Below are 24654 nucleotides of genomic sequence, written 5' to 3'. Positions count from 1 at the left end.
ACCGTAAATACGCGACATCTAAAGCCATCATAGATCCCTGTGATGGCTTACTCATATATCCCCTAATAAATTCAGCGGTACCGAGGAATATTGAATGGCTTCAATGACGTGGAAAGAAACCTTTAAATCCTATTTAGACAAACGATTGTTGTGGGTTTTTATGTTGGGCTGTTCAAGCGGTTTTCCATGGGTACTGATTGGCTCAAGCATGTCTGGTTGGTTAACCGATGCAGGGCTTACCCGCAGCGCGATTGGCTATTTTGGCTCAGTATTTGCGGTGTATGCGATAAACTTTTTATGGGCGCCGTTAGTGGATCGGGTCAAATTACCTTTTCTGCACCCTTTATTGGGCCAGCGTCGTAGTTGGATTTTTTTCTGCCAAGCGATTATTTTAGTTTGCACCTTCTATATTGCAGGGCTAAATCCTACTCATAATCTTATTTTAATGTCGGCAATTGCACTGGCGATTTCAACAGCCTCCGCCACTCAAGATATCGCGATTGATGCCTTTCGTATTGATAGCTTCCCTAAAAGCAACAACAGTAAATTACCGCAAGCTTCAGCTATGTCAGTAATTGGTTGGTGGACCGGTTACTCACTGCCCGGCTATTTTGCTTTTGCCAATGCCGACGCGTTAGGTTGGAACAATATTTACTATGGTATGACTGGCGTGATTGGCTTGCTGATGGTCTTTACCTTATTGGCTCGCGAGCCTGTCACTAACCGAGACGAATTGCAGCATCAAGCAGAACAACGTCATAATAAAGTGATTAAATCCAAAATTACCGCTTGGTTATCGGTGACCTTAATTGAACCTTTCCTTGATTTCTTCCGTCGCAATGGTGTACAAGTTGCGATCACCTTATTGTTGTTTGTTTTCCTATTCAAAATCGGTGAAGCCTTTTTAGGCCGGATGTCGATTGTTTTCTATAAAGAAGTCGGCTTTAGTAACGAACAAATTGGAGACTACTCTAAGCTAATTGGTTGGGGCGCAACCATGCTATTCACTTTTGTCGGCAGCATGTTTAACGTCCGCTTTGGTATCGTTAAAGGCTTAATGATTGGCGGTGTGGCCATGGCAAGCAGTAACTTGATGTTTGCTTGGTTAGCCTCAGTCGGGCCCAATGAGCATTTATTCCTTGCCACGATATTGGTCGATAATTTCACCACTGCGTTTTCTACCGTGGCATTCGTCTCCTTCTTAACGGTATTAACTGGTCAAGCCTTCTCGGCCACTCAATACGCGTTACTGGCCTCTTTAGGCAACTTTGGTCGAACCACCCTCGCCTCCTTTAGTGGTGAGCTGGTCGATCACTTAAATAACTGGCCATTATTCTTTGTCATTACCGCCTTGATGGTGATCCCAAGTCTTATTATGTTGTATTCACTGCGACACTATTTTAATGACTTGCTGGAAAAGGCCAAATATAAACCATAACGGCTTTTATATTACTGAGATAAATACTAAGCAAAGCTGAACTTTCGTGACTAAACTTCTAAACACCCAAGGCAATCGCTTGCCTTGGGTGTTTTTTATTCAATTGATAATTTATTGTTCAACTTTTTATTTAAAGTTCCAGCAAGATCTTGTTAGTGTGATCGCTGTCACAAAGTAATCGCCAATTTGCAGCCTATTTCACTTACAAATGAGATTGAAACCTATATTATCAGCCCCATTAAGGAACACCGCATCACGGATGGATGCACACAGCCATTTAATGACGAGAGAGTCCACTTATGCGCAAAACACTTTTAGCTCTTAGCCTAGTTGCTGCTGCAGCACCTGCTTTAGCCGCTGACTACTCAGACAATATTCACAAGAATGATTACAAGTTCCTAAACTTTAATTTGATGTACGCTTTGAATGAAAAGCCACAACCATCAGATGCAGGAAATACTGGTCACGATTATTTAGAAATGGAATACGGCGGTCGCTCTGGGATCTTCGATCTTTACGGCTATGTGGATGTATTTAACCTGGCAAGTGGCCATGGCAGCGATAACGATAAAGATGGACAAGAAAAAATCTTTATGAAGTTCGCTCCACGAGTATCACTTGATGCATTAACCGGTAAAGATTTATCTTTTGGCCCAGTTCAAGAGCTTTACTTTGCCACTCTTATGGAATGGGGCGGCGGTGGTTCTACATATACTGATTCAAATGGTGTTGACGAATTAGGTGGTAAACCTGGTGTTAACACTCAAAAAGTCGGTCTAGGTTCTGATGTTAATGTACCTTGGTTTGGCAAGATGGGCTTAAACTTATACGCTACTTATGATTCAAATCTAAAAGATTGGAATGGCTACCAGATATCAACTAACTGGTTCAAACCGTTCTACACCTTTAGTAATGATAGTTTTATTTCTTACCAAGGCTACATCGATTACCAATTTGGTATGAAAGACGAATATGCAACATCAAGCAATGGCGGCGCGATGTTTAACGGTATTTACTGGCACAGCCAACATTATGCTATTGGTTACGGTCTAAAACTATACCACAACATCTATGGCATTAAAGATACGTCATCATTTGAATCATCAGGTGTTGCTCACTACTTCGACGTCACTTACAAGTTCTAATCGATTCGAATACATAGCTTGATATTAAGCAAAATTTAAACAGCGCAGACTTTGAAGTCTGCGCTTTTTTTGTGCTATTTTTAACTCACCCCATACTTTAATATCATCAACAATGGGTATGTGTATGGATATAAACTACCCACAAATCAAATATGAAAAGGAAACAAGGTGAAAATAGGCATTGTGGGATTAGGCGCAATAGGATCATTGTGGGCGGTCAAGCTGCAGCAAAGCGGTCATAATGTTTATGCTTATACTCGTCATGCCAACCAAAGCCACATTAAGGTGCAACTGGATAATCGCCCTACTTGTCGTTTTGATGCTAACAATCTTGAACAACTCGCTCAATGTGAATGCGTGCTCGTGACGGTAAAATCGACCCAAGTCATGGATGCCATCACGCCTTTGTTTCCGTATTTATCCTCAAATACTACCATCATCTTTATGCACAACGGCATGGGCGCTATCGATGTATTCCAAGATCAATTAAACCGGTTTCCAACCTATCTTGCGACCACCACCCAAGCGGCATTTAAACCACAAGCCAATCAGGTTGAACATACCGGCTTAGGAGAAACATTCATTGGTGCCTATGAGGCAAGCTCTGTACACAGAAATTCAATCGAAAATAGCATCATCAACCCCAGAATCCTTACCGCGCTCAACCACGCTCTTGCGCCCGTCACTTGGCACCATGATATTCAAACCGCATTGTGGCATAAACTGGCGATTAACTGCGCCATCAATCCATTAACCGCCATTCATCAATGCAAAAATGGTGAACTGGCCAATAACCGCTTTGACGCAACCTTATCCAAGTTGATCGCAGAAATTAATCAAGTGATGCAAGCACAAGCGGTTCCGATTTCAAAGCAAGCATTACATAAGGCTATCTATCAAGTGATCAATGCGACTCAGCATAATTACTCTTCCATGCAACAAGATGTCGCCCATCAACGCCCAACCGAAATCGAATTTATCACCGGCTACCTCATTCGTAGCGCAGCGCAGCATAATATTGACGTGCCCACTAACCTTGCGTTGTATCATCAGCTCATCAATGCACGCTGAAACATATGCAGTAAAAAATGCGCATTGAAAAAAACTAGAGACTGGTCAGATTTAATTTATACTAAGCGCCCGTTTCATTCTTTATTTTGGCAGTTGTTGCATGACTTTTGATGTCCACACTATCCGCTCTCAATTTCCGGCTCTGACTTCACCTGATGGCAGCGTTTATTTAGATAGCGCCGCTACCACTCAAAAACCTTTGTGTGTCATCAATGCCATCAGTGACTATTATCACAAGCAAAATGCTAATGTTCACCGAGGCAGTCATAGCTTAACCGCCAATGCCACCGCGCAATTTGAAGAGGCTCGCCGCCAAGTACAACGCTTTATTCAGGCAAAACAGCATAAAGAAGTCATTTGGACGCGCGGCGCAACCGAAGCGATTAACCTTATTGCTCAAACTTACGCTCGCAACACCCTACAAGCGGGCGATGAAATTTTAGTCGGTGAAATGGAGCACCACGCTAATATCGTACCTTGGCAAATTGTGGCCCAGCAAACTGGCGCCAAAGTGATTAAAGTGCCAATGACGCCAGACTGCCAATGGGATATGAATGCCTTTCATGCCTTATTAAGCAGCCGAACCAAAATCGTTGCCGCGGCGCACATGACCAATGTCACCGGAACTCGCCAACCAATTGAAGCGATCATCCAAGCGGCGCATCACTATAATGCGGTGACGGTGATCGATGGCGCGCAGGGTGTGGTGCATGAAAGCGTCGATGTGCAAAATCTTGATTGTGATTTCTATGTATTCTCAGGGCATAAATTGTACGCCCCGACAGGCATTGGCGTGTTGTATGGTAAATTGGCTTTATTAGAAGCGATGCCACCTTGGCACGGCGGCGGTAAAATGGTGCAACAAGTCAGTTTTGATAACACCACTTTTGCTGAGCTGCCAGCGAAGTTTGAGGCGGGGACCCCCAATGTCGCAGGCGCAATTGCACTGGCTACTGCGATTAAATGGTTAGCGGAGATTGATCAAACGCAACACCATAACCACCAGCATCATTTGCATCAACAGCTCATTCAAGGTTTAACCGCATTAGATGAAGTGGTGCTTATCGGCTTACAACCAAATAGTTCGGTGGTGAGTTTTCAGTTGGTGATTGAAGGCGAAGTGATCCATCATCAAGATATTGCGACCTTGCTGGATCAACAAAACATTGCGGTGCGTTCAGGTCACCATTGTGCTCACCCATTGATGGATGCGCTAGGGATTAATGGAACCGTTCGCGTGTCTTTTGGTATCTATACCAATAGTGATGATATCAAGGCACTATTACACGCCTTAACAAAATGTATCGAATTGCTTTAGGGATATCCTTGTGAGTATCCAATCCATATTGCCCATTACGAAAAGACGTTTGAACCATCCATGGGCACTTGGAAAAATACATCCATGTATTTTGACACTTTTCTCCATGAACAATACAGATACAGAACGGTAACAGTCGATTTTAGCTAGAAACTTATCAGGGTAGATTACCTAATCAGTTGCTTACGCTTAGATCTTAGAGATTAGAGATTAAGCATCCGCTAAGGTAATCGCTTTAGGGAACAAAATCGTATCTTCAACATGGATATGATTAACCAAGTCTTGGCAGAATTCTTCTAGCAATTGGTAGCATTTACGCCAGGTATTACAAGCCCCTTCTGGCGCATTAAAATGATTGGTCACTTTTTGCATTGCCACGGCAAGATTATCCGCTTCGGTATGTTCGTGCATCATCATGCGGATAGGGTTGCTCACATGACCAAAGCAGCTTTGCACCGATTGACCGGTTACCAATCCTTGAATCGCAGGAAATAAGATCTGTTCTTCTTTATATAAATGCGGGGTTAAATCATCCACCAGCGCGTGAATTAACGGCACCAATGCACGAATAATGTCAGAGTCTGCGCCATGTACATTCAATAATGTATCACCAAGGCAAATTAATTCAGGTCCAGTGGCTCGAATATAGTCATGATGCCCCGCCACAATCACATCAGTTAACTGGTCTAATGGCAATTCACTTAGCTGTTGTAGCTGGTCTTGGGTTAAATTATGTTCACCACTTTGCATCGACATATTCATTCACCTTACTAATTCAATAGAAAAGACAGCTTATGCCTTTCATTGTGTTCAATACATTCCCATAAAGTAGTATTTTAAATGCAACTTAAGATTATGCACTCTTAATGTTATCGACAATGGCGCGCAGTCCATCGCCACGAGTTTCACTTAAATGCTCAATGAGGCCTAACTGTTCAAAATATCTTTGGGTATCAAAGTCATCAATTTGTTGCTGGGTTTTATGATTAAAAGCCGCTAATACCAAGCTAATCAAACCACGAACAATGCGAGCATCCGAATCGGCAAAGAAATGCCAAACCTCACCATCAAACTCAGAGAGTAACCACACTTGGCTTTCGCAACCAGAAACCAGATCATTATCTTGCTTTAATTGTGGCGGTATTTTAGGCAATAATTTCCCCCACATGATCACTTGGCGATAACGATCTTCCCAACTGGTAAAAGATTGCATGGTTTTAATCACGTGTTGCTCGGTGATCTCAATTCCAAATGGATGGGATGGGAAATTCATACTGTTCCTTTACGATTATTTAAGGCGATTTTGGTTATTGCAAGATGCTTTACTAGAGGCATTTTTGTTAAAACCCACACTGGCAGGTGCTAAACGACGCTTGAGTTCCCAGTGAGGTTTAAGAGGTTTTAATGGGCAAGTGCGCTTTCTCGCTACGATAAAATACATCCCACCAAAAGTAGAAGCACAGCGACCTAAACTATGCTCCAACCATATCGAGAACGGCTTTTCTCCTTTTTTAGACGGAAATAAACCACTGCAATCAGAATAAATAACTTCGTAGTTCAAAACCCCTAACCAATCCTTGATGCGATAAGGGCTAAACATACGCCCACTCCAAGGTAAGTTATTCTTGCGCCACGGATACCATCTTGCCAATCCTGTTAAGCTGATTGAATTAAAACCGGTCAGGATAATATAGCCGTCATCGATAATTATTCTATCAACCTCTCGCAACAGTCGGTGAGGATCGCTACAATAGTCGAGCTGATGGCAAACCAATGCGGTATCAATGCTCTTTTCAATAAAAGGTAAGTCGAAAGCGTCGGCAATAATCGTATGGCGTGGGTTAGTAATATCAAGATGGACTTGATGCTTGATATTACAGTGGCTTGTTTCAAGCTCACAGCTTAAACCACCCAGCTTTAACATATGGTAGCCAAACAATTTAGGGCACCATTCATCAAGACGAGATTGGATCGAATCAAAAGCCCATTGCGCATTTTTCAATTGCTGCCAAGAATGCGGTTGGGCAAACGTTTTTTGAATTCGTGCTGGCTTCATAGACTTTATCTCTTAGCGGCAAGATTGGAGTATCACAATGTTAACAGAAACAAATATAGCAAGACTATCGATAACTGGCTTAACGATAGAAACCATAACAGCATTTAATGATAACTACATTTGGTCGATTCAAAATCATGATCAACGTTGTGTATTAGTCGATCCCGGTGAAGCTGCGCCCGCTCTGTCTCATCTACAGCAACATAACTTAGAGCTCGACACTATTATTCTGACCCATCATCATGCCGATCATGTTGGTGGTGTTGCCGAGTTGCTACGTCATTATCCAAAAACCAAAGTGATTGGTCCGGCCAATGATCCGGTTATGATGCTGACTCAATCAGTGCACGGTGGCGATCGTATCGATATTTTTGGCGAAACTTTCCTTGTCATTGATGTACCCGGCCATACTGCTGGGCATATTGCCTATGTGGGTGATGGAAAATTATTTTGTGGTGATGTGTTATTTTCGGCTGGCTGCGGCCGCGTATTTGAAGGCACTTACCAACAAATGTACGACTCATTACAAAAGTTAGCTTCTCTACCACAAGAGACCCAAGTTTACTGCGCTCACGAATATACTTCGGCCAATCTCTCTTTTGCATTAGCGGTAGAGCCAGAAAACGATTTATTACATCAATATCGTGATGAAGTGAACCGCTTACGAGCGCAAGATAAACCTACCATCCCAACCACACTGCGCCAAGAAAAGTGGATCAACCCTTTTCTGCGCTGCCAAGAGCCTAATGTCATGAAAGCGGTATCAGCCAGAACCGATGATCTGTCCGCGCTTTCTGTTTTCACCGCTTTGCGCGATTGGAAAAACGACTTCTAATAACTTGCACCTTTTTTGTTAAATTTGTAAGCAATATGTAACCCTAGTGATAAAAAACATCAAACGGTCGTAGTGTAAATATTAACCATGTCGCTATATACAACCCGTTACGATTTTAAAAGCCATTAAAATCAAAGTTTATGCTAATTTGACCGTTTTCTAACTTGCCAGTAAATCACTAATCCACGTATTATTTGCAACCATTTTCGAAAAGGCGACATGAATGAAACCGTTTATCTGGATATTGGTCCTGCTTTTAGCCGGCTGCCAAACTGCCCCTTCAACTAACGATAATGCCAAAATATCGGACAACGAAGCAAAAACAGTCAAAGCAGAACCGACAAAAGTAAAACCAGTGGAACCACCTAAACCGCTCACGGCGCAGCAACAAACCGATTTATGGAAGCGTATTTCGATGCAGTTTACTCTGCCGATCCCAAATGATGATCCAACCGTCAACTACTATCGCACTTGGTATTTAACGCATCCCGATCATCTGAAAACTGTCTCGAAACGTGCCGAACCTTTTCTTTACATGATCACCACTCGTATTGAAGATCGTGGTTTACCTTTAGAGCTCACCTTATTGCCCGTAGTCGAAAGTGCATTTGACCCGTTTGCTTACTCTTTTGGCAGTGCTGCAGGCTTATGGCAGTTTGTACCTGTTACCGCAGACCGATTTGGTTTAGAGCGCAACTACTGGTATGACGGACGCCGCGATGTCGATGCCGCAACCGATGCTGCGCTTGATTACATGACTTACCTAGGCAATCGCTTTGATGGTGATTGGGAAAATGCGATAGCGGCTTATAACAGTGGTGGTGGCCGTGTTTCTAGCGCCATTCGTAAAAATAAGAAAGCGGGCAAACCGACCGATTTCTTCTCATTGGATCTACCGAAAGAAACTCGTAGCTATGTACCAAAACTATTAGCCTTGGCCGATATTTTAGCCCACGAGAAAGAGTATGGGATTGAAGTTCCACCGATAGCCAATAAACCCGTATTGGCAAAGGTCAACCCGAACGAGCAAGTGGATCTTGCGATTGCTGCTCAATACGCCGGTATTTCAGTTAAAGAACTTCAAAGCTATAACCCTGGGTTTAATCAATGGGCCACCGCGCCTAATGGACCTTACAACTTCTTGATCCCAATTGAGAAAGTTGAACAATTTAATCAAAAATCGGTCGAAAATCGCGGGAAAGGCGTAAAATTAATTCGTTATAAAGTGAAATCTGGCGATACCTTAAGTGTGATAGCCAAAAAAAATCAAACCACCACTAAAGTGATCCAACAAGCCAATAGTTTAGATAACGCCAACATCCGTATTGGTCAATATTTGTTAGTGCCACGCTCAACTAAAAATAATAAAGCTTATGCTTTAAGCGCAAATAACCGCTTAGCTAAAACCCAATCGGTCGCACGCGGTAAATATAAGACCAATTACACTGTTGCCAGTGGGGATAGCTTTTGGTCAATTGCCAAGCAACATAAAGTGACCGTAGATGCCTTAGCTCGTTGGAATGGCATGGCGCCAAAAGATTCACTACGCAGTGGCCAGAAGTTAGTAATTTGGAAGAACAATAGCAGCGGTGCCATTATGCGTACCGTCTACTATAGTGTTCGTGATGGTGACACCCTTGGTGATATAGCTGAAAAATTCAAAGTAAAATCAGCCGATATTATTGATTGGAATGGCATTGATAAACAAAAGTACTTAAAGCCGGGACAAAAACTCAAGCTCCATGTTGATGTGAAAAAAGTAGGCAGCGTCTAAGCTCATTGACTAAAGTACGAACAAAAAAACGTCTCACCATTTATTTTGGTAAGACGTTTTTTGCTTTTTACCCTATCATTTTTAGCGAGAAGCTTTTGTCCTAATGTTGGTTTTGTAGCGTAAATTTCACCAACATTGGATTATGATCTGAAGCAGTCGTTTTAGGTGACATGGCGCTGTTTAATTCTAAGTCACGATAAAAAACATGATCAAACACTAAACCATTAATAAAGCGACGTCGGTTATCAACCGAAAAATGGACTTCATGCATCCCCAGTTGAGCCATTTTAGCTCGCACTTCTTTGGTGCGAGTCTCACTCCAAGTATTAAAATCACCCGCAATGATTAACGGACCAATATGACTTTTTACCGCTTGAGATAAGTGGTTTATTTGTAATTGGAACTCTTTGGTGCCAAAGGTGAAATTAATCGAATGCAGGTTAATCACCCCCAATTGCTGTCCATTCGATAAAGCATATTGTGCGAATAGCGCAGACTTTGGTAATAAAATCCATGGTTCTAGCGCAGTATAAGCACACGCTTTAATCGGCAGAGCGTCGGATAAATTAAGCACTCCCGCACTCACCCCAAACGCTTTAAAAGCATTAACATAACTGGCGCCCCATGCTTGCTCGCCAATCCATTGATTCAATTCTGGGGTTAAACTGGCTTCTTGCAATAACATCAAGTTGCTTTGAGAGCTGTACTCTTGCAGTGCTTGCTGCCAACCTTGATCACCTTGTTTGTGAATATTCCACACCAGCACATTCAATTCCCCTTGTTTATCTATCGGAGAAGATTGGTTTTCGCTGCTGCTCGTTTGCTCAGCTTGATAGCAGTTCCAGTCGATATGTTGCTGATTATCATCAATCGATATCAATTGCGGTTTATCCGGTACTGAAAATACCCATTGAAAACCAACAAAACCCAGCAAAGTCACCGCCGCCGTCGCACCTAACGGCTTGCTCAATCGCTTAAATTTCATAGCTCGTAACCTAGTGAATCAAAAACAAAAAAGGAAGCATAATGCTCCCCTTTTACCATCTTGATTGCAATGATTTAAAACAAATAGCTTATTATTTATACCGCTTCATCGTCTTCTTCACCGGTACGAATACGGATCACGCGTGATACATCAGAGACAAAAATTTTCCCATCACCAATTTTACCGGTTTGCGCGGTTTTAATAATGCAATCGATGCAATCTTCTACCACATCATCTGACACCACGATTTCTAATTTTACTTTTGGCAAGAAATCGACCATGTACTCTGCGCCGCGATAAAGCTCTGTGTGACCCTTTTGACGACCAAAGCCTTTAACTTCTGATACTGTCATACCGGTAATGCCCACTTCAGCTAACGCTTCACGCACGTCATCTAGTTTAAATGGCTTAATGATTGCTTCAATTTTTTTCATTACTTTGTCCCTAAATGCTTGAAATATTAGCTTAGTATACGCATCTCGCTCAAGACTGAAAAGAGCGTAACATCTGAGTTTTAGATTAATTAAATATCATTTTCCATCTTGAACCATCTTAACTGGTGCGAGCAACCACTGTAAGGTTTGCACACAAATAAGCCCAGCGCCGACACCAGCTCTCCCTTATCCATTAACAAAGGAATTTGATCACGTTGCCAAGTTGGGATTTTATACTCTTGCAGCAGTTTCTTTAACTTGCGGCTGTGTTGACGCGATTCAGGGTGAGCGGTGATGCCATTAAATGAAAACTGCACTTGTAAGTGCTGAATATCTTCAGGTAAACGCAGAGTGATAATATTCTCATCCTCCGCCATCAATCCACCCGTTTGATTACCAGAGATAAGTTGCAGATGACCTAATCCGTTGGGAAGTTCAAGTTCTTCAGCTACATTCCATTCCAATACTTGACTGCTAATATCCGGTTTTACCACGAACACATACAATCTATTTTCAAACCGACCTAGCTGAGTTAAACCATAACGAAACTTAGGCGCAGCGTCGGTTTTAGCCAGTGCCACATCTTGCCATATTTGCTGTAATTGCTTGGCACTTGGCATTAAATGGTGCTGCTGCCCTATCCACATGCGCAGTAGGGCGTCTCTCGCAGGCTTAGTTTGCTGTTTAAGACTTTCGATTGATATGGAATCATCCGGCAGCATCATGCTCTTCAGGCGCTCAGAAAGAAGCGATTGCAGTAAGTCTTCTTGTTCGGCGCACAGTCCGGCGCTACGAGCAATGGTACTTTCAATATGTGGCCAACGTGCTTTTAATATTGGCGTGATTTGGTGGCGGATAAAGTTGCGATCAAAGCGGGTATCTTGATTGCTTTCATCTTCTATCCAGTTAAGTTTATGCTGCTGGGCATAATCTTGAATACAGCTTTGAGGTAAAGTTAAAAATGGGCGAAGCAACCGTCCTTTACCAAACTCGGCTTGCGCGGGCATAGCGGATAACCCTTTGGGACCACTGCCTCGTTTAAGCGCTAATAAAAAGGTTTCGACTTGATCGCTGCCATGTTGGCCGGTTAATAACACCCCATTTGAATCAATATGCTTAGACAATGCTTGATAACGAGCCTCACGCGCCGCTTGTTCAATGCTTACTTGCGCGCCTAACGCTAAGGTCACTTTCTCAACCTGAAAATCAATATCGGCTTGCTGGCAATATTGCTCACATTGCCGTTGCCAATGATCAGCGTTATCACTGAGACCATGATGGACATACACCGCGCGATATTGATGCTTTGGGTACTGCGCTTTAAATTTCCCGAGCAAGTGCAGCATTACCCGTGAATCGACCCCACCACTTAGGCCCAACACAAAATGAGTCGAAGGCTGGGCGTGGGATAACGTAGGATCATTAAGTTGTTGGCAGAACGCGGGATATAACATCAATAACTCGTTAGATAAGCTAATTCAATAGAGCATTTGATAATAATCAATAGATATAAAAAAAGCGAGCCTCAGCCCGCTTCAATTCATATAGTTATATATAACCAATCCTAAACACTCAAAGTAGTTGGCGTTTAGCAGTAACCGTAGCTCATAAGACGTTGGTATCGACGCTCAAGCAAGTTGTCATGATCCATTTGATCGAGCTCTTCAAGTTGCTTTAAGAGCACCGCTTTCACGTTCTCTGCCACTTCAATTTTATCACGATGCGCGCCGCCTAATGGCTCTTCAATCACTTGATCAATTAGGCCAAGCTCTTTCAAACGAGGTGCAACTAAGCCCATCGCTTCCGCCGCTTGTGGCGCTTTATCTGAATCACGCCATAAAATAGAGGCACAACCTTCTGGTGATATCACAGAATAGGTTGAGTATTGCAGCATGTTAACGTAATCGCCAACACCAATCGCCAATGCACCGCCAGAACCACCTTCGCCAACCACATTACAAATCACTGGCACTTTAAGGCCAGACATGACTTTAAGGTTACGAGCAATGGCTTCTGATTGACCGCGCTCTTCTGCGCCAACGCCAGGGTAGGCGCCCGCAGTATCAATAAAGGTGATGACTGGAATATTAAAACGTTCCGCCATTTCCATTAAACGTAACGCTTTACGGTAACCCTCAGGGCGAGGCATACCAAAATTACGGCGGATTTTTTCTTTGGTTTCACGACCTTTTTGATGACCAATAATCATCACTGAACGACCATCTAAGCGCGCTAGCCCACCCACAATAGCTTTATCGTCGGCGTAGGCGCGATCCCCTGCTAATTCATCAAATTCAGTGAATGCGTGTTCGATGTAATCTAAAGTGTAAGGACGTCTTGGGTGACGGGCAAGTTGTGCCACTTGCCATGCGCCAAGATCGCCAAAGATTTTTTTCTTCAGCTCTAAACTTTTGGTTTCTAGTTGGCTGATCTCTTTACCTAAATCAACAGAAGAGTTACCACCATGTAATGAAACTTCACGCAACGCTTCAATTTTGGCTTCTAATTCTGCGATAGGTTTTTCAAATTCAAGAAAATCTAGGCTCATCAATGGATCCTTTAATATCATTTAGTTGCTTTTTACTCGCCTTCAAAGTACGAATAAAAGACACAGTCAGTGCATATTTTCGCTAATGCGTTAATAATGCCCTGTTTTTTAGTTAAATTCGAGTTCTACTTGCTTAGAACCGAGAAGAAGTTTCAATTGGTCGAGTAATTCATCTTCTGGTGTCACTCGCCATTCAACGCCTAACACCAACTTTGCTCGGGCATTTTGGCGTTGATAATAAATATTGACCGGCACAGTTCCAGCTCGGTAAGGTTCTAAAATTCGGGTGAACCGCTCAAAGAATACGCCATCAATTTGCGTTTCATTTAATGAAATCGATAAGCCGCGTGCGTATTTTTCGCGCGCATCCGCCAAGCTCATGACTTCTCGCGCCGACATTTTAAGCCCACCATTGAAATCATCAAAGCTGACCTGTCCCGAAACTATCACTATTTTATCGGTTTCGAGTAATTCGGCATACCTGTCGAGTGCATCTGAGAATAGCATGACTTCCACTCGACCGGATCGATCATCCAATGTCATTAAGCCAATTCGGGTGCCACGCTTGGTGGTCATAACGCGTGATGCGATCACTAACCCTGCCACGGTTAACGATTGATCACGACGAGTTGGCTGTAAATCATTCAGGCGACATTGAGTATATTTGTTCAGCTCTTTTAGGTAAGCATTAATCGGGTGACCGGTTAGATACAGCCCTAAGGTATTTTTCTCACCTTCAAGCCATACTTTTTCTGGCCACTCAGGCACTTGGGCGTACGCTTGTTCGATTTCTTCTGGCGCTTCAGTTAATACCCCAAACATATCCGATTGGCCAAATGATTCGGCTTGGTGAAATTGCCCTGCCGCTTTGACCGCTTCTTCCATTGACGCCATCAATGCTGCGCGGTGCGGTCCTAACCGATCTAATGCGCCCGCTTGAATTAACTTCTCAATCACGCGTTTATTGCATTTTTTTAAATCGACCCGTGCACAGAAATCGAATAAATCTTTAAAATGACCACCTTTTTCACGGCAAGCGATAATATTTTCAATCGGCGCTTCACCCACCCCTTTAATCGCACCAATGCCGTAGACAATTGCGCCTTCTTCATTGACATTAAAACGATAGAGGCCGGAGTTAACATCTGGCGGCAGCAAGGTGATTTTCATGCGGATACATTCATCCACCAAACCAATCACTTTTTCGGTGTTGTCCATATCGGCGGTCATTACTGCAGCCATAAACTCAGCCGGATAATGCGTTTTTAACCACAGGGTTTGATAAGACACCAAAGCATAAGCTGCAGAGTGTGACTTGTTAAAGCCATAACCGGCAAATTTCTCTACCAAGTCAAAGATTTTCATTGATAGTTCGCCATCAACGCCAATGCTTTCGGCGCCGGCTTTAAATACCGAACGTTGCTTCGCCATTTCCTCTGGCTTTTTCTTACCCATCGCACGACGTAACATATCGGCGCCACCTAGGGTATAACCCGCTAAGATCTGGGCGATCTGCATCACTTGTTCTTGATACAAGATAATGCCGTAAGTGGGCTCTAAAGTTTCTTTTAGTGACTCATGCTGCCAAGTTGCATCAGGGTATGATACTTCTTCGCGGCCATGTTTACGGTCGATAAAGTTATCTACCATGCCCGATTGCAACGGCCCCGGTCGAAATAGCGCCACCAAAGCGATAATGTCTTCAAAGCTATCCGGTTGTAGACGCTTGATCAAATCTTTCATACCACGCGATTCAAGCTGGAATACCGCGGTGGTTTCTGAATTTTGCAGCACTTTAAAACAAGCTGGATCTTGCAGATCGATCGATTCAATCCGTACCGCTTCTTTTCCTTCTTTTTTCAAGCGGGGATTGATTAATCCTAATGCCCAATCAATGATGGTTAGCGTTCTTAGCCCTAAGAAGTCAAACTTAACTAAGCCAGCGGTTTCGACGTCATTTTTATCAAATTGGGTAACTGGGAAGTGGCCTTCTGAGTCACAATAAATTGGTGCAAAATCGGTGATGGTGGTGGGTGAAATAACCACTCCACCTGCATGTTTACCGGCATTTCGGGTACAACCTTCCAAAATACGGCACATGTCGATCAGTTCTTTGACATCTTCATCGGCAGCATAAATTTCAGCTAATTGCGGCTCAGCGTCAAAGGCTTTTGCCAGTGTCATGCCAGGATCCGGTGGCACCATTTTTGAGATACGATCAACAAAACCATACGGATGACCGAGCACGCGGCCCACATCGCGGATCACCGCTTTGGCCGCCATCGTACCGAAGGTGATAATTTGGGATACCGCATCACGACCATACATTTCAGCTACGTGATCGATAACCTGATCGCGTTTATCCATACAAAAGTCGATATCGAAATCGGGCATAGAAACACGTTCTGGATTCAAAAAACGTTCGAACAGTAAGTCATATTCCAATGGATCCAAATCGGTGATCATCAAGGCATAGGCCACTAATGAACCGGCACCAGACCCACGCCCAGGTCCAACTGGAATATCGTTATCTTTTGCCCACTGGATAAATTCCATAACGATCAAGAAATAACCGGGGAATCCCATTTGGTTCACTACGTCGAGTTCAATCTGTAAACGCTCATCATAAGCTGGGCGTTTTTCTAATCTGACTTTTTCATCTGGAAATAAAAATGCTAAGCGAAGCTCTAAACCTTCTTGCGATTTTTTGACCAAGAAGTCTTCAATTGACATCCCTTCGGTGGGGAAATTCGGTAAGAAGTATTCACCTAAACGAACGGTAACATTACAACGTTTAGCAATTTCAACCGAGTTTTGCAGCGCTTCAGGAATGTCGGCAAACAACTGGCACATTTCATCTTCGGTGCGCAGGTATTGTTGCGGGCTGTAATTTTTAGGGCGACGAGGATCGACTAAGGTATAGCCATCATGTATTGCCACCCGAATTTCATGGGCGTCAAATTGATCAGCCGAGAGAAACACCACTTCATTGGTTGCGACCACTGGCAAATTGTATTGTTCAGCCAGATCTAAGGCAAAATGCAGATAACTTTCTTCATCGGCGCGACCGGTACGGCTGAGTTCTAAATAGAAATGATCGGCGAAATGAGTTTGATAAAATTCGATACAACCATCGACTAAGGGCTTGTTGCCTTTCAGTAAAGCGCGCCCAATTTCACCAACTCGACCGCCTGAAAGAATGATCAATCCTTCTTTATGATTCACCAACCATTCTCTATCAATAACCGGTTGATGCTGTACATGCCCGCGCTGATAGGCTTCTGAAATCAACAAGGTCAGGTTGTTATAACCAACATTATCTTTAGCGAGAATCGTGAGTGAGGTCAGTTCATCACCAAAATCGGCGGATTGAAGGGTAAAGTCCGCTCCGATAATGGGTTTGATGCCATGATTATGCGCATTACCGTAAAACTTCACTAAACCACACAAGTTAGTAAAATCAGTGAGCGCCATCGCTGGCATACCATATTCAGCGACTTTTTTTACCAATGGCGGCACTTTAGACAGGCCATCGACCATCGAATAGTCACTGTGAATACGCAGGTGTACAAATTTAGGATCAGACATAAATTTTAATTTTTGCTCAGGTTGTGTGCTTGAGTGGTTCAATTTTTAATAGATGAAAGTTTACGGCTTAACGCAAGCCATCACAATGAAAAAAGTATTAATCCGTTAGTCCTAAAACCTTCTTTACCGGCTTATAGCTTTTACGGTACTGCTCAAGTAAAGCTTGATCATGACTAATACCAAATTGTTCAATCGCGGCTAAGTGTGCTTTAGTCGGATAACCATTGTGCTTGGCAAAACCAAATTGTGGATATTGCACATCCAGTTGTTTCATTTCTTGATCGCGTGTCACTTTAGCAATGATCGAGGCGGCGCTAATCTCGGCCACGCGTAAATCCCCTTTGACTACCGCTTGACTGGCCATGGTTAAGTTCGGCACACGGTTGCCATCAATCAAGACAAAATCAGGTTGAATATCTAACCCTTCTACCGCGCGCTGCATCGCCACCATCGTCGCTTGTAAAATATTTAGTTTATCGATTTCCCATGCTTCACAACGGCCAATTGACCACGCCAACGCTTTTTGTTTTATTTCGGGGAATAGCGCCAGACGTTTTTTTTCTGATAATTTTTTCGAATCGGTTAACCCTTCAATCGGATTATTTGGATCTAAGATCACGGCAGCGGTGACCACGGCGCCAACCAAGGGTCCGCGACCAACTTCATCGACACCGGCAATATTGAGGAAACCTTGTGGATATTCGAACTCTGGGTATTCTACTTTCATAAAACATCACTTTTTATATTTTGATCTGAAGGGACAATATTGATATCGACAAGGGTTGGATCAATCAAGGTTAAAACCGCGAGCGCGGCTTGTTTATCGGCATCTTTACGGATCCACTGATGCATCTGGTTGAATTTAGCTTGCATCACTTCGCCTTCTGCGCTCATTAAGCGTTCAATTTCTGCGCTTAAATTATCAACGGTACAGTCTTCTTGTAGTAGCTCTTTGACCAATGGTTGATCGGCTAAAATATTTGGCAATGAGACATAAGGTGTTTTTAACATTCGACGGGCAATGGCTGCCGATAATGCATTAACACGATAACCCACCACCATAGGGCGATTAACTAACATGCACTCTAATGCCACCGTGCCAGAGGCGAGCATCACCACATCGGAAGCTTCTAACACTGTTCTAGCGGTGCCATCAATTAATTTAAAATCCAGCTCTGGCGCAAGTTCCTTCCAAGCCGCTTCAAATTGGTCACGACGTTTTTGATTGACCAGCGCCACCACAAACCCAAGATCAGGATGGTTTTGAGCTAATCGTTGACAAGTTTGAATGAAAGGTTCACACAGCTTTTTCAACTCAGCATTACGACTGCCAGGTAATACCGCCAACCAAGTTTTATTGGCATCTAAATTCAGCTTTTGACGCGCGGCTAATTTATCGGTTTGCAGTGGAATAGCATCGGCTAAAGTATGGCCAATAAATTCACAAGGCACGTTGAATTTGTCATAAAAGGCTTTTTCAAACGGCAAAAATGCTAACACCAAATTGGTGGCCGCCGCGATGGCATGAATGCGATTTTGACGCCAAGCCCAGACCGAAGGACTGACATAATGCACAGTTTTAATTCCCGATTTTTTAAGTGCTAATTCCACTCGCAGATTAAAATCAGGCGCATCAATACCAATAAAAACATCGGGCGGATTATCAATAAAATAGTTGGTAATGGTCTTTTTCACTTTAAGTAAACGTGGTAAGCGACCAAGCACTTCAACCAAGCCCATCACTGACAATTCTTCCATATCAAACAAAGAATCACAGCCTTGTTCGATCATTTGTGGACCGCCAATACCGACAAACTCAGCATCTGGGTGAAGGGCTTTAATCGCTTTGATTAGCCCGGCCCCTAAAGTGTCACCTGATAATTCACCCGCAACCACACCAATTCGTAATGGACGATCCATACATTTTATCCTTTTAAACAAAAAAAGGCCTAAACAGGTTAGGCCTTTTTATATCAATAATATTGAGACTATTGGCTAAAATCGTAAACTAACGAATAATGCCACGAGAAGAATTATTGATAAAATCAATCAGCACTTGCACAGAAGCATACTCTTTTGCATCTTGCGCCATTTCTGCTTTTGCTTCTTCTAGGGTGTTTTTATTACGGTAAAGAGATTTATAAGCTCGGCGAATGGCATGAATTTCTGCTTTTTCAAAACCACGACGTTTTAACCCTTCGTAGTTAACTCCAAACGGAGTGGCATGATTACCTTGCGCGATAACAAACGGAGGGACATCTTGTGCCACACCAGAAGCGCCGCCAACCATACAATGCTGACCAATATGACAGAACTGATGCACCGCCGAAATACCGCCAATAATGGCAAAATCTTCGACCGTGACATGACCGGCTAAAGTCACGTTATTAGCTAAGATACAACGATTACCAATCACACAGTCGTGAGCGACATGGACGTTAACCATAAACAAGTTATCGCTGCCAACTTTGGTAATATGCTTATCTTGGGTAGTACCACGGTGCATGGTCACGCTTTCACGGATCACATTGCGATCACCAATTTCTAAGCGAGTTGGTTCACCTTTATACTTTAGATCCTGACAAGCTTCACCAATAGAGGAAAACTGGAAAATTTTGTTCTCTTTACCAATGGTTGTTGGACCTTTAATCACAACATGCGAGTAAATTTCGGTTCCTTCCCCAATTTCAACATCGGCACCAATATAGGTAAACGGACCGATTTTGACATTAGCCCCAATTTTCACGCCTTCTTCAATCACAACTGAAGGATGAATTTGAGCCGTTTCATGGATCGCTGTTGCTGTTTTCATAATAGCGGTCACCTTTTAAAATTCACGACGCGCGCATTTAAGCTCAGCCGAGCACACAACTTCACCGTCAACTTTGGCCACACCATTAAACAGCGCGATCCCGCGACGATCTTTAATAAATTCGACTTCAATAATCAGTTGATCTCCCGGCATTACCGGCTTACGGAACTTCGCTTTATCGATACTAGCAAAGTAATAAAGCTCGTTTTCTTTTGGCGCACCAAAGGTTTTAAAGGCCAATAAACCGGTCGCTTGTGCCATTGCTTCTAAAATCAGCACACCAGGGAAGATCGGTAGTTGAGGGAAATGGCCTGTAAACTGAGGTTCATTAACAGAAACATTTTTCAAACCAATCAGATATTTACCTTCTTCATAATCGGTCACACGATCGATTAGCAAAAATGGGTAACGATGAGGCAGTAGTTCTCTAATTTCTGTAATATTTAATGTTTTCTTTTCAGTAGTCACAATCAACTTCCTATAAATGTTTTTAATATATCATTGATAATAGACGAAAAAGATCTGCTACTAGCAGATCTTTTGTCATCTTAAGAGCCATCTAAAATAACAATCGTTGCTCTTAACTATAAAACTTAGTCTGCCAGTTTTTTCTCAACCGCTCTTAGACGTTTGTACATATCATCAATTTTCAAAGTGCGAGCCGCGGTTCTATGCCACTCTTTATTAGTTTGTAATGGGATCCCTGATGAGTAGACCCCTTTTTCAGTAATGCTGCGCATCACCATTCCCATACCAGTAATAGTCACGCCATCGGTAATTTCAATATGACCATTAATCACAGATGCACCGCCGATGATGCAATATTTACCAATTTTAACACTACCCGCAACCGTACTGCTACCAGCCATTGCTGTGCCATAGCCAATATGGACGTTATGGGCGATTTGAAGATGATTATCTAAAATAACGTTATCTTCAATCACGGTATCATCTAATGCGCCACGATCAATAGTGCTGCAAGAACCGATCTCAACACGGTTACCAATTACCACACCACCTGTTTGAGGAATTTTAATCCACTCACCACGCGCATTAGCATAACCAAAACCATCAGCGCCAATGGTGGTATTCGCTTGAATTAAGCAAGATTCACCAATCGTCACACCGTGGTAAACGGTTACATTAGCCCATATGGTGGTATTCGCAGCAATTTTAGTATCTTTACCAATAAAGCAACCGGCGCCAATCACCACATTATCACCAAGCTCAACACCCGTTTCGATAACCGAGTAATGACCAATACATACCCCTTCACCAAGGATCGCATCGGATGCAATCACAGCGGTTGATTCGATACAATCGGCTGGTTTAGGGGTGCTATCCAATGCTTGAGCGATTAAGGCATAAGCAATGTATGGATCATCTACTACGAGTGCATTGGTGCTACAGACTTCCAGCTCAGAAGCTTTGATCAGTATCGCACTTGCCTGACACTCGGATAAATGTTTACGGTATTTTGCATTGGTCAAAAAAGTAATTTGACCAACACCTGCTTTATCCATCGCAGCAACAGAAGATATGATGCAATCACCGTCTCCGTGTAGTTCTGCGTCCGTAATTGTGGCTAATTCAGCAAGTGTTAGTTTTGGCATAGGTTGAATCTTTCTAGTGATTAATGGTAATTATTTTAATTCTTTGATAACAGCGTCAGTCATATCAGCTGCCGGCGTTGCATAAACAAGCGCTTGACCATTTAGCACAACATCATAACCTTGCTTTTTCGCAACTTTATCAATAGCTGATTTAATCTTCACATTGATTTTCTGCATTTCTTGTTGCTTCATTTTATTCATATCAGCTTGGAAAGATTTACCTTTCACTTCTAGCTTGGCTTGCATTGATTGAATATCGATACGCAGATTATCAACATCACTTGATGACATTAACTGTGCATCACGTTTGAGTTTTTCTGCTTTTGCTTGAATTTGACCTTTCAATTTATCTAACTCTGCACGTTTGTCTTTACTCGATTTCTCCAGCTTTTGTTCTACAGCTTGTACTTGAGGCACCGTTTGGAATACTTTTGCTGTGTCAACATAGCCAATTTTTTGATCTGCTTGAGCCGCTGTCGCAGTTAGAGATGCGGTCAATACCACTAAGCTAAGGCTAGCAACTTTAATTAATTTTTTCACAATCATTTCCTTACAAAGAGAATCTAAAATTAGAATGTTTGTCCAATAGTAAAGGTAAAGAATTCATCATCATCACCTTCATAAATTTTAAGTGGTGTCGCAATTGAGAACACAAGTGGTCCCATTGGTGACATCCATTGCATTGCCACACCGGCAGAATAACGGAAATTCCACGGGTCTGAGTAATCGTAGTAATACTTCTTACCCGCCATATTATTACCCGGTTCTAAGTAGTTAAACTGAGTATCCCACACACTGGCAGCATCAACAAAGATACTAGTGCGCAATGAATTTTCCAACTCTTCTGATACAAACGGTGTTGGTACGATCAACTCAACACTGGCAACCATAGTGGCATTACCACCGACTGAATTATCGGTTGCAACATAGTTAGGGTTGTTACCACCAGTTGAACCACCTTCATCATACACAGCTTTCGGACCGGCTGAGTTTGATCCAAAACCACGCAGAGTAGAGAAACCACCTGAATAATAGTTTTCATAGAATGGGAACACGTTATCATTACCATTCTCTGAACCATAGCCATTACCGTAACCTAAACGTCCACGTAATAATACGGTGAAATCTTGCTTTTTAGTCAACGGAATGTACTGTTTAGCATCATACTGAACTTTATAATATGGCACATCCGAGCCTGGTGTTGTGATCTTGAAGAAGGCTCTTTGGTGGTTACCCGCCGTTGGGAAATACCCCTTGTTTAAGTTATTTCGTGTCCATGAAATGTTGATATCATAGTCATTAACATTTAGCTCACCTGATTCTTGATCATAATTTCCCGCCGCTTCTTGAGTGGTAAGGAATCCTTCGTTCTGTACATAAGGGTCAAGATTCGAGATTTTGTTATGGGTATAGCCGACCCCTAATTCAATAAAGTTCAGCTCATCCATAGGGAAACCCCAAGTCAAGCTAGTACCGTAACTTTCATTGGTATAATCGACAATACCCGCTTCAGATGCTTCGAATTCATTATAGAATATTTTACCGCCAAAACTTACGCCATCCAATGTCCAGAACGGGTCGCGATAGTCCAAGCTAATGTTTTTCTGGTAATCATTGGTCATGGCATTAATACCAATCTTATTACCGGTACCTAGGAAGTTATCTTGTTGTAGGCCAACCTGAAAACTCACCCCGGATTCAGTACCGTAACCAATACCAAAGTTCATACTACCTGAGTTAGCTTCTTTTACTTTGTACACTACATCGACTTGGTCATCGGTACCTGGTACACGCTGAGTTTGTACATCTACCTTTTCAAAGAAACCTAAACGATTCAAACGCGCTTTACCAGTATCCACCGATTTAGAATTTAACCACGAACTTTCCATTTGACGCATTTCACGACGCAATACTTCATCTTTAGTAATGGTATTACCGGTAAAACGAATATCACGCACATACATGCGGCTACCCGGATCGATTTGCACTGTTAGGGAAACTTCTTTAGTTTTATCATTAAATTCAGGAATCGTTTGTACTTTTGGATAAGCATAGCCAGATTCACCTAAGGTTTTTTTAATCCCATCTTCAAGATTGGTCACTAAAGAGCCGTTATAAGTATCCCCATCTTCAAATGGGATCATGGCTTTAAAGTCATCTTTTTTGCCAATTAAATCACCACGAAACTTCACACCTTTAATGATATAAGGTTCACCCTCAGTCACATTGAGCGTGATATACACGCCTTTTTTATCCGGTGAGATCGAAACTTGGGTAGACGTCACACGGAACTTTAAATAACCGCGATCAAAATAATAGGTTTTGAGGTTTTCAATATCACCTGCTAGCACTTGTTTTTGATACTTTCCATCGGCGAGAAAGTTCCACCATGGCACATCGGCATTAAGATCAAAACGCGATTCTAGCTGATCATCGGTAAACACTTTATTACCGATAAAGTTAATTTGTTGGATTTTGGCCGAAACCCCCTCAGTAAAGACAAACTTAAGATCGGAACGGTTACGAGGCAGCGGGGTGACGACCGCTTTCACTGTGGCGTTGTATTTACCCACACTGTAATAAAAGTCTTCTAACCCTTTTTCTATGGTACTTAATTTAGTGCGGTCCAGAGCTTCACCGACACGGATACCAGAAGCATCAAGGTTTTGTTGTAGCTGCTCATCTTTGATCGCTTTATTGCCAGAGAAAGAAATATCAGCAATGGTTGGGCGCTCTTTTACTTTCAATAACAAAACGGTGCCATCACGATACACCTTCACATCTTCAAAGTTACCTGAAGAATATAAGGCATTAATAATTGCAGAAGCATCCTGCTCATCGACACTATCACCGACACGGACAGGCATCTTTAATAGCACGGCACCGAGTGCAACGCGCTGTAAGCCTTCAATTTTAATATCCGACACCTTAAATGCGTCGGCGTGAGCTACTGAACTAACTATCAGTAAAGCTAAAATCCAAATGCGCTTGATCGCTATAAACTTGTTCATAAATCCTTTAGACATCTATGCCTTAT

General features: G+C 42.6%; 21 protein-coding genes. 6 read left to right on the top strand and 15 right to left on the bottom strand.

Features of this window, described 5'->3' with window-relative positions; all coding sequences use genetic code 11:
- The first annotated feature begins 94 nt into the window (after window positions 1-94).
- From GFB47_RS03050 to csdA, 4 genes are all read left to right on the top strand, one after another.
- Entirely contained in the window at window positions 95-1438 is a 1344-nt protein-coding gene (locus GFB47_RS03050) for an AmpG family muropeptide MFS transporter (RefSeq protein WP_153446467.1), read from the top strand.
- A 299-nt stretch (window positions 1439-1737) separates the two neighbouring features.
- On the top strand, window positions 1738-2583 hold the full coding sequence (locus GFB47_RS03045; protein ID WP_153446465.1) for a nucleoside-specific channel-forming Tsx family protein: 846 nt from the start codon (window positions 1738-1740) through the stop codon (window positions 2581-2583).
- A 168-nt stretch (window positions 2584-2751) separates the two neighbouring features.
- Window positions 2752-3654 carry a ketopantoate reductase family protein gene (locus GFB47_RS03040; protein ID WP_153446463.1) on the top strand — a complete coding sequence of 301 codons (903 nt, stop codon included), beginning with the start codon at window positions 2752-2754 and terminating at the stop codon, window positions 3652-3654.
- Window positions 3655-3754: 100 nt separating this feature from the next.
- Complete coding sequence (gene csdA, locus GFB47_RS03035; protein ID WP_153446462.1) at window positions 3755-4972, top strand: cysteine desulfurase CsdA; 1218 nt, start codon at window positions 3755-3757, stop codon at window positions 4970-4972.
- A 210-nt stretch (window positions 4973-5182) separates the two neighbouring features.
- Here the strand turns inward: csdA and GFB47_RS03030 are convergent, their stop codons facing one another.
- The 3 genes from GFB47_RS03030 to GFB47_RS03020 form a co-directional block, all read right to left on the bottom strand.
- On the bottom strand, window positions 5183-5728 hold the full coding sequence (locus GFB47_RS03030; RefSeq protein WP_178306437.1) for a hemerythrin domain-containing protein: 546 nt from the start codon (window positions 5726-5728) through the stop codon (window positions 5183-5185).
- Between the two features lie 97 nt (window positions 5729-5825).
- Window positions 5826-6245: a cysteine desulfurase sulfur acceptor subunit CsdE gene (gene csdE, locus GFB47_RS03025; RefSeq protein WP_153446459.1), complete on the bottom strand. Its 420-nt coding sequence runs from the start codon at window positions 6243-6245 to the stop codon at window positions 5826-5828.
- 15 nt (window positions 6246-6260) lie between these two features.
- Window positions 6261-7028 (bottom strand): methyltransferase domain-containing protein, encoded by a 768-nt coding sequence (locus tag GFB47_RS03020; RefSeq protein ID WP_153446457.1) that lies wholly within the window; start codon window positions 7026-7028, stop codon window positions 6261-6263.
- 37 nt (window positions 7029-7065) lie between these two features.
- On the opposite strand from GFB47_RS03020, the gene gloB reads away from it, so the two are divergent.
- Together gloB and GFB47_RS03010 are read left to right on the top strand one after the other, a co-directional pair.
- A complete protein-coding gene (gloB, locus tag GFB47_RS03015) occupies window positions 7066-7863 on the top strand; it encodes a hydroxyacylglutathione hydrolase (RefSeq protein ID WP_153446456.1) in 798 nt (265 codons plus the stop codon).
- A gap of 223 nt (window positions 7864-8086) precedes the next feature.
- Complete coding sequence (locus GFB47_RS03010) at window positions 8087-9637, top strand: lytic transglycosylase (RefSeq protein ID WP_153446454.1); 1551 nt, start codon at window positions 8087-8089, stop codon at window positions 9635-9637.
- Between the two features lie 100 nt (window positions 9638-9737).
- Here the strand turns inward: GFB47_RS03010 and GFB47_RS03005 are convergent, their stop codons facing one another.
- The 12 genes from GFB47_RS03005 to bamA all read right to left on the bottom strand — a co-directional run bounded on the left by GFB47_RS03005 (window position 9738) and on the right by bamA (window position 24616).
- Window positions 9738-10622 (bottom strand): endonuclease/exonuclease/phosphatase family protein, encoded by an 885-nt coding sequence (locus GFB47_RS03005; RefSeq protein ID WP_153446453.1) that lies wholly within the window; start codon window positions 10620-10622, stop codon window positions 9738-9740.
- Window positions 10623-10717: 95 nt separating this feature from the next.
- Window positions 10718-11056 carry a nitrogen regulatory protein P-II gene (gene glnB, locus GFB47_RS03000; protein ID WP_153446451.1) on the bottom strand — a complete coding sequence of 113 codons (339 nt, stop codon included), beginning with the start codon at window positions 11054-11056 and terminating at the stop codon, window positions 10718-10720.
- An 89-nt stretch (window positions 11057-11145) separates the two neighbouring features.
- Window positions 11146-12510, bottom strand: a complete 1365-nt coding sequence (tilS, locus tag GFB47_RS02995) for a tRNA lysidine(34) synthetase TilS (protein WP_153446449.1) — start codon at window positions 12508-12510, stop codon at window positions 11146-11148.
- A 134-nt stretch (window positions 12511-12644) separates the two neighbouring features.
- The gene (gene accA / locus GFB47_RS02990) at window positions 12645-13604 is read right to left on the bottom strand and encodes an acetyl-CoA carboxylase carboxyl transferase subunit alpha (RefSeq protein WP_153446448.1); all 960 of its coding nucleotides are present in this window, start codon (window positions 13602-13604) and stop codon (window positions 12645-12647) included.
- Between the two features lie 108 nt (window positions 13605-13712).
- The gene (gene dnaE / locus GFB47_RS02985; protein ID WP_153446446.1) at window positions 13713-17192 is read right to left on the bottom strand and encodes a DNA polymerase III subunit alpha; all 3480 of its coding nucleotides are present in this window, start codon (window positions 17190-17192) and stop codon (window positions 13713-13715) included.
- Between the two features lie 97 nt (window positions 17193-17289).
- Window positions 17290-17919: a ribonuclease HII gene (rnhB, locus tag GFB47_RS02980; protein ID WP_153446444.1), complete on the bottom strand. Its 630-nt coding sequence runs from the start codon at window positions 17917-17919 to the stop codon at window positions 17290-17292.
- Window positions 17916-19112 carry a lipid-A-disaccharide synthase gene (lpxB, locus tag GFB47_RS02975; RefSeq protein WP_153446442.1) on the bottom strand — a complete coding sequence of 399 codons (1197 nt, stop codon included), beginning with the start codon at window positions 19110-19112 and terminating at the stop codon, window positions 17916-17918. The genes rnhB and lpxB overlap by 4 nt, the downstream gene beginning before the upstream one ends.
- An 88-nt stretch (window positions 19113-19200) precedes the next feature.
- Window positions 19201-20004 carry an acyl-ACP--UDP-N-acetylglucosamine O-acyltransferase gene (gene lpxA, locus GFB47_RS02970; protein ID WP_153446441.1) on the bottom strand — a complete coding sequence of 268 codons (804 nt, stop codon included), beginning with the start codon at window positions 20002-20004 and terminating at the stop codon, window positions 19201-19203.
- A 15-nt stretch (window positions 20005-20019) separates the two neighbouring features.
- Window positions 20020-20472, bottom strand: a complete 453-nt coding sequence (fabZ, locus tag GFB47_RS02965) for a 3-hydroxyacyl-ACP dehydratase FabZ (RefSeq protein ID WP_153446439.1) — start codon at window positions 20470-20472, stop codon at window positions 20020-20022.
- 125 nt (window positions 20473-20597) lie between these two features.
- On the bottom strand, window positions 20598-21617 hold the full coding sequence (lpxD, locus tag GFB47_RS02960) for a UDP-3-O-(3-hydroxymyristoyl)glucosamine N-acyltransferase (RefSeq protein ID WP_153446438.1): 1020 nt from the start codon (window positions 21615-21617) through the stop codon (window positions 20598-20600).
- 30 nt (window positions 21618-21647) lie between these two features.
- Window positions 21648-22163 (bottom strand): OmpH family outer membrane protein, encoded by a 516-nt coding sequence (locus GFB47_RS02955; protein WP_225874284.1) that lies wholly within the window; start codon window positions 22161-22163, stop codon window positions 21648-21650.
- Between the two features lie 23 nt (window positions 22164-22186).
- Entirely contained in the window at window positions 22187-24616 is a 2430-nt protein-coding gene (bamA, locus tag GFB47_RS02950; protein WP_153448124.1) for an outer membrane protein assembly factor BamA, read from the bottom strand.
- Between the last annotated feature and the right edge of the window lie 38 nt (window positions 24617-24654).

The organism is Vibrio algicola, from assembly GCF_009601765.2.
Lineage (GTDB): Bacteria > Pseudomonadota > Gammaproteobacteria > Enterobacterales > Vibrionaceae > Vibrio > Vibrio algicola.
This window is presented reverse-complemented; position numbering and strand designations above follow the sequence as displayed.

Excerpts from the sequence above, each read along its gene's own strand:
- tilS (WP_153446449.1), bottom strand. The coding sequence starts at position 12,510 with ATGTTATATCCCGCGTTCTGCCAACAACTTAATGATCCTACGTTATCC.
- rnhB (WP_153446444.1), bottom strand. The coding sequence starts at position 17,919 with ATGAAAGTAGAATACCCAGAGTTCGAATATCCACAAGGTTTCCTCAAT.
- GFB47_RS03030 (WP_178306437.1), bottom strand. The coding sequence starts at position 5,728 with ATGTCGATGCAAAGTGGTGAACATAATTTAACCCAAGACCAGCTACAA.
- gloB (WP_153446456.1), top strand. The coding sequence starts at position 7,066 with ATGTTAACAGAAACAAATATAGCAAGACTATCGATAACTGGCTTAACG.
- GFB47_RS03045 (WP_153446465.1), top strand. The coding sequence starts at position 1,738 with ATGCGCAAAACACTTTTAGCTCTTAGCCTAGTTGCTGCTGCAGCACCT.
- glnB (WP_153446451.1), bottom strand. The coding sequence starts at position 11,056 with ATGAAAAAAATTGAAGCAATCATTAAGCCATTTAAACTAGATGACGTG.
- GFB47_RS02955 (WP_225874284.1), bottom strand. The coding sequence starts at position 22,163 with ATGATTGTGAAAAAATTAATTAAAGTTGCTAGCCTTAGCTTAGTGGTA.
- GFB47_RS03050 (WP_153446467.1), top strand. The coding sequence starts at position 95 with ATGGCTTCAATGACGTGGAAAGAAACCTTTAAATCCTATTTAGACAAA.
- lpxB (WP_153446442.1), bottom strand. The coding sequence starts at position 19,112 with ATGGATCGTCCATTACGAATTGGTGTGGTTGCGGGTGAATTATCAGGT.
- csdE (WP_153446459.1), bottom strand. The coding sequence starts at position 6,245 with ATGAATTTCCCATCCCATCCATTTGGAATTGAGATCACCGAGCAACAC.
- GFB47_RS03005 (WP_153446453.1), bottom strand. The coding sequence starts at position 10,622 with ATGAAATTTAAGCGATTGAGCAAGCCGTTAGGTGCGACGGCGGCGGTG.
- lpxA (WP_153446441.1), bottom strand. The coding sequence starts at position 20,004 with ATGAAAACAGCAACAGCGATCCATGAAACGGCTCAAATTCATCCTTCA.
- dnaE (WP_153446446.1), bottom strand. The coding sequence starts at position 17,192 with ATGTCTGATCCTAAATTTGTACACCTGCGTATTCACAGTGACTATTCG.
- accA (WP_153446448.1), bottom strand. The coding sequence starts at position 13,604 with ATGAGCCTAGATTTTCTTGAATTTGAAAAACCTATCGCAGAATTAGAA.
- csdA (WP_153446462.1), top strand. The coding sequence starts at position 3,755 with ATGACTTTTGATGTCCACACTATCCGCTCTCAATTTCCGGCTCTGACT.
- lpxD (WP_153446438.1), bottom strand. The coding sequence starts at position 21,617 with ATGCCAAAACTAACACTTGCTGAATTAGCCACAATTACGGACGCAGAA.
- GFB47_RS03010 (WP_153446454.1), top strand. The coding sequence starts at position 8,087 with ATGAAACCGTTTATCTGGATATTGGTCCTGCTTTTAGCCGGCTGCCAA.
- GFB47_RS03020 (WP_153446457.1), bottom strand. The coding sequence starts at position 7,028 with ATGAAGCCAGCACGAATTCAAAAAACGTTTGCCCAACCGCATTCTTGG.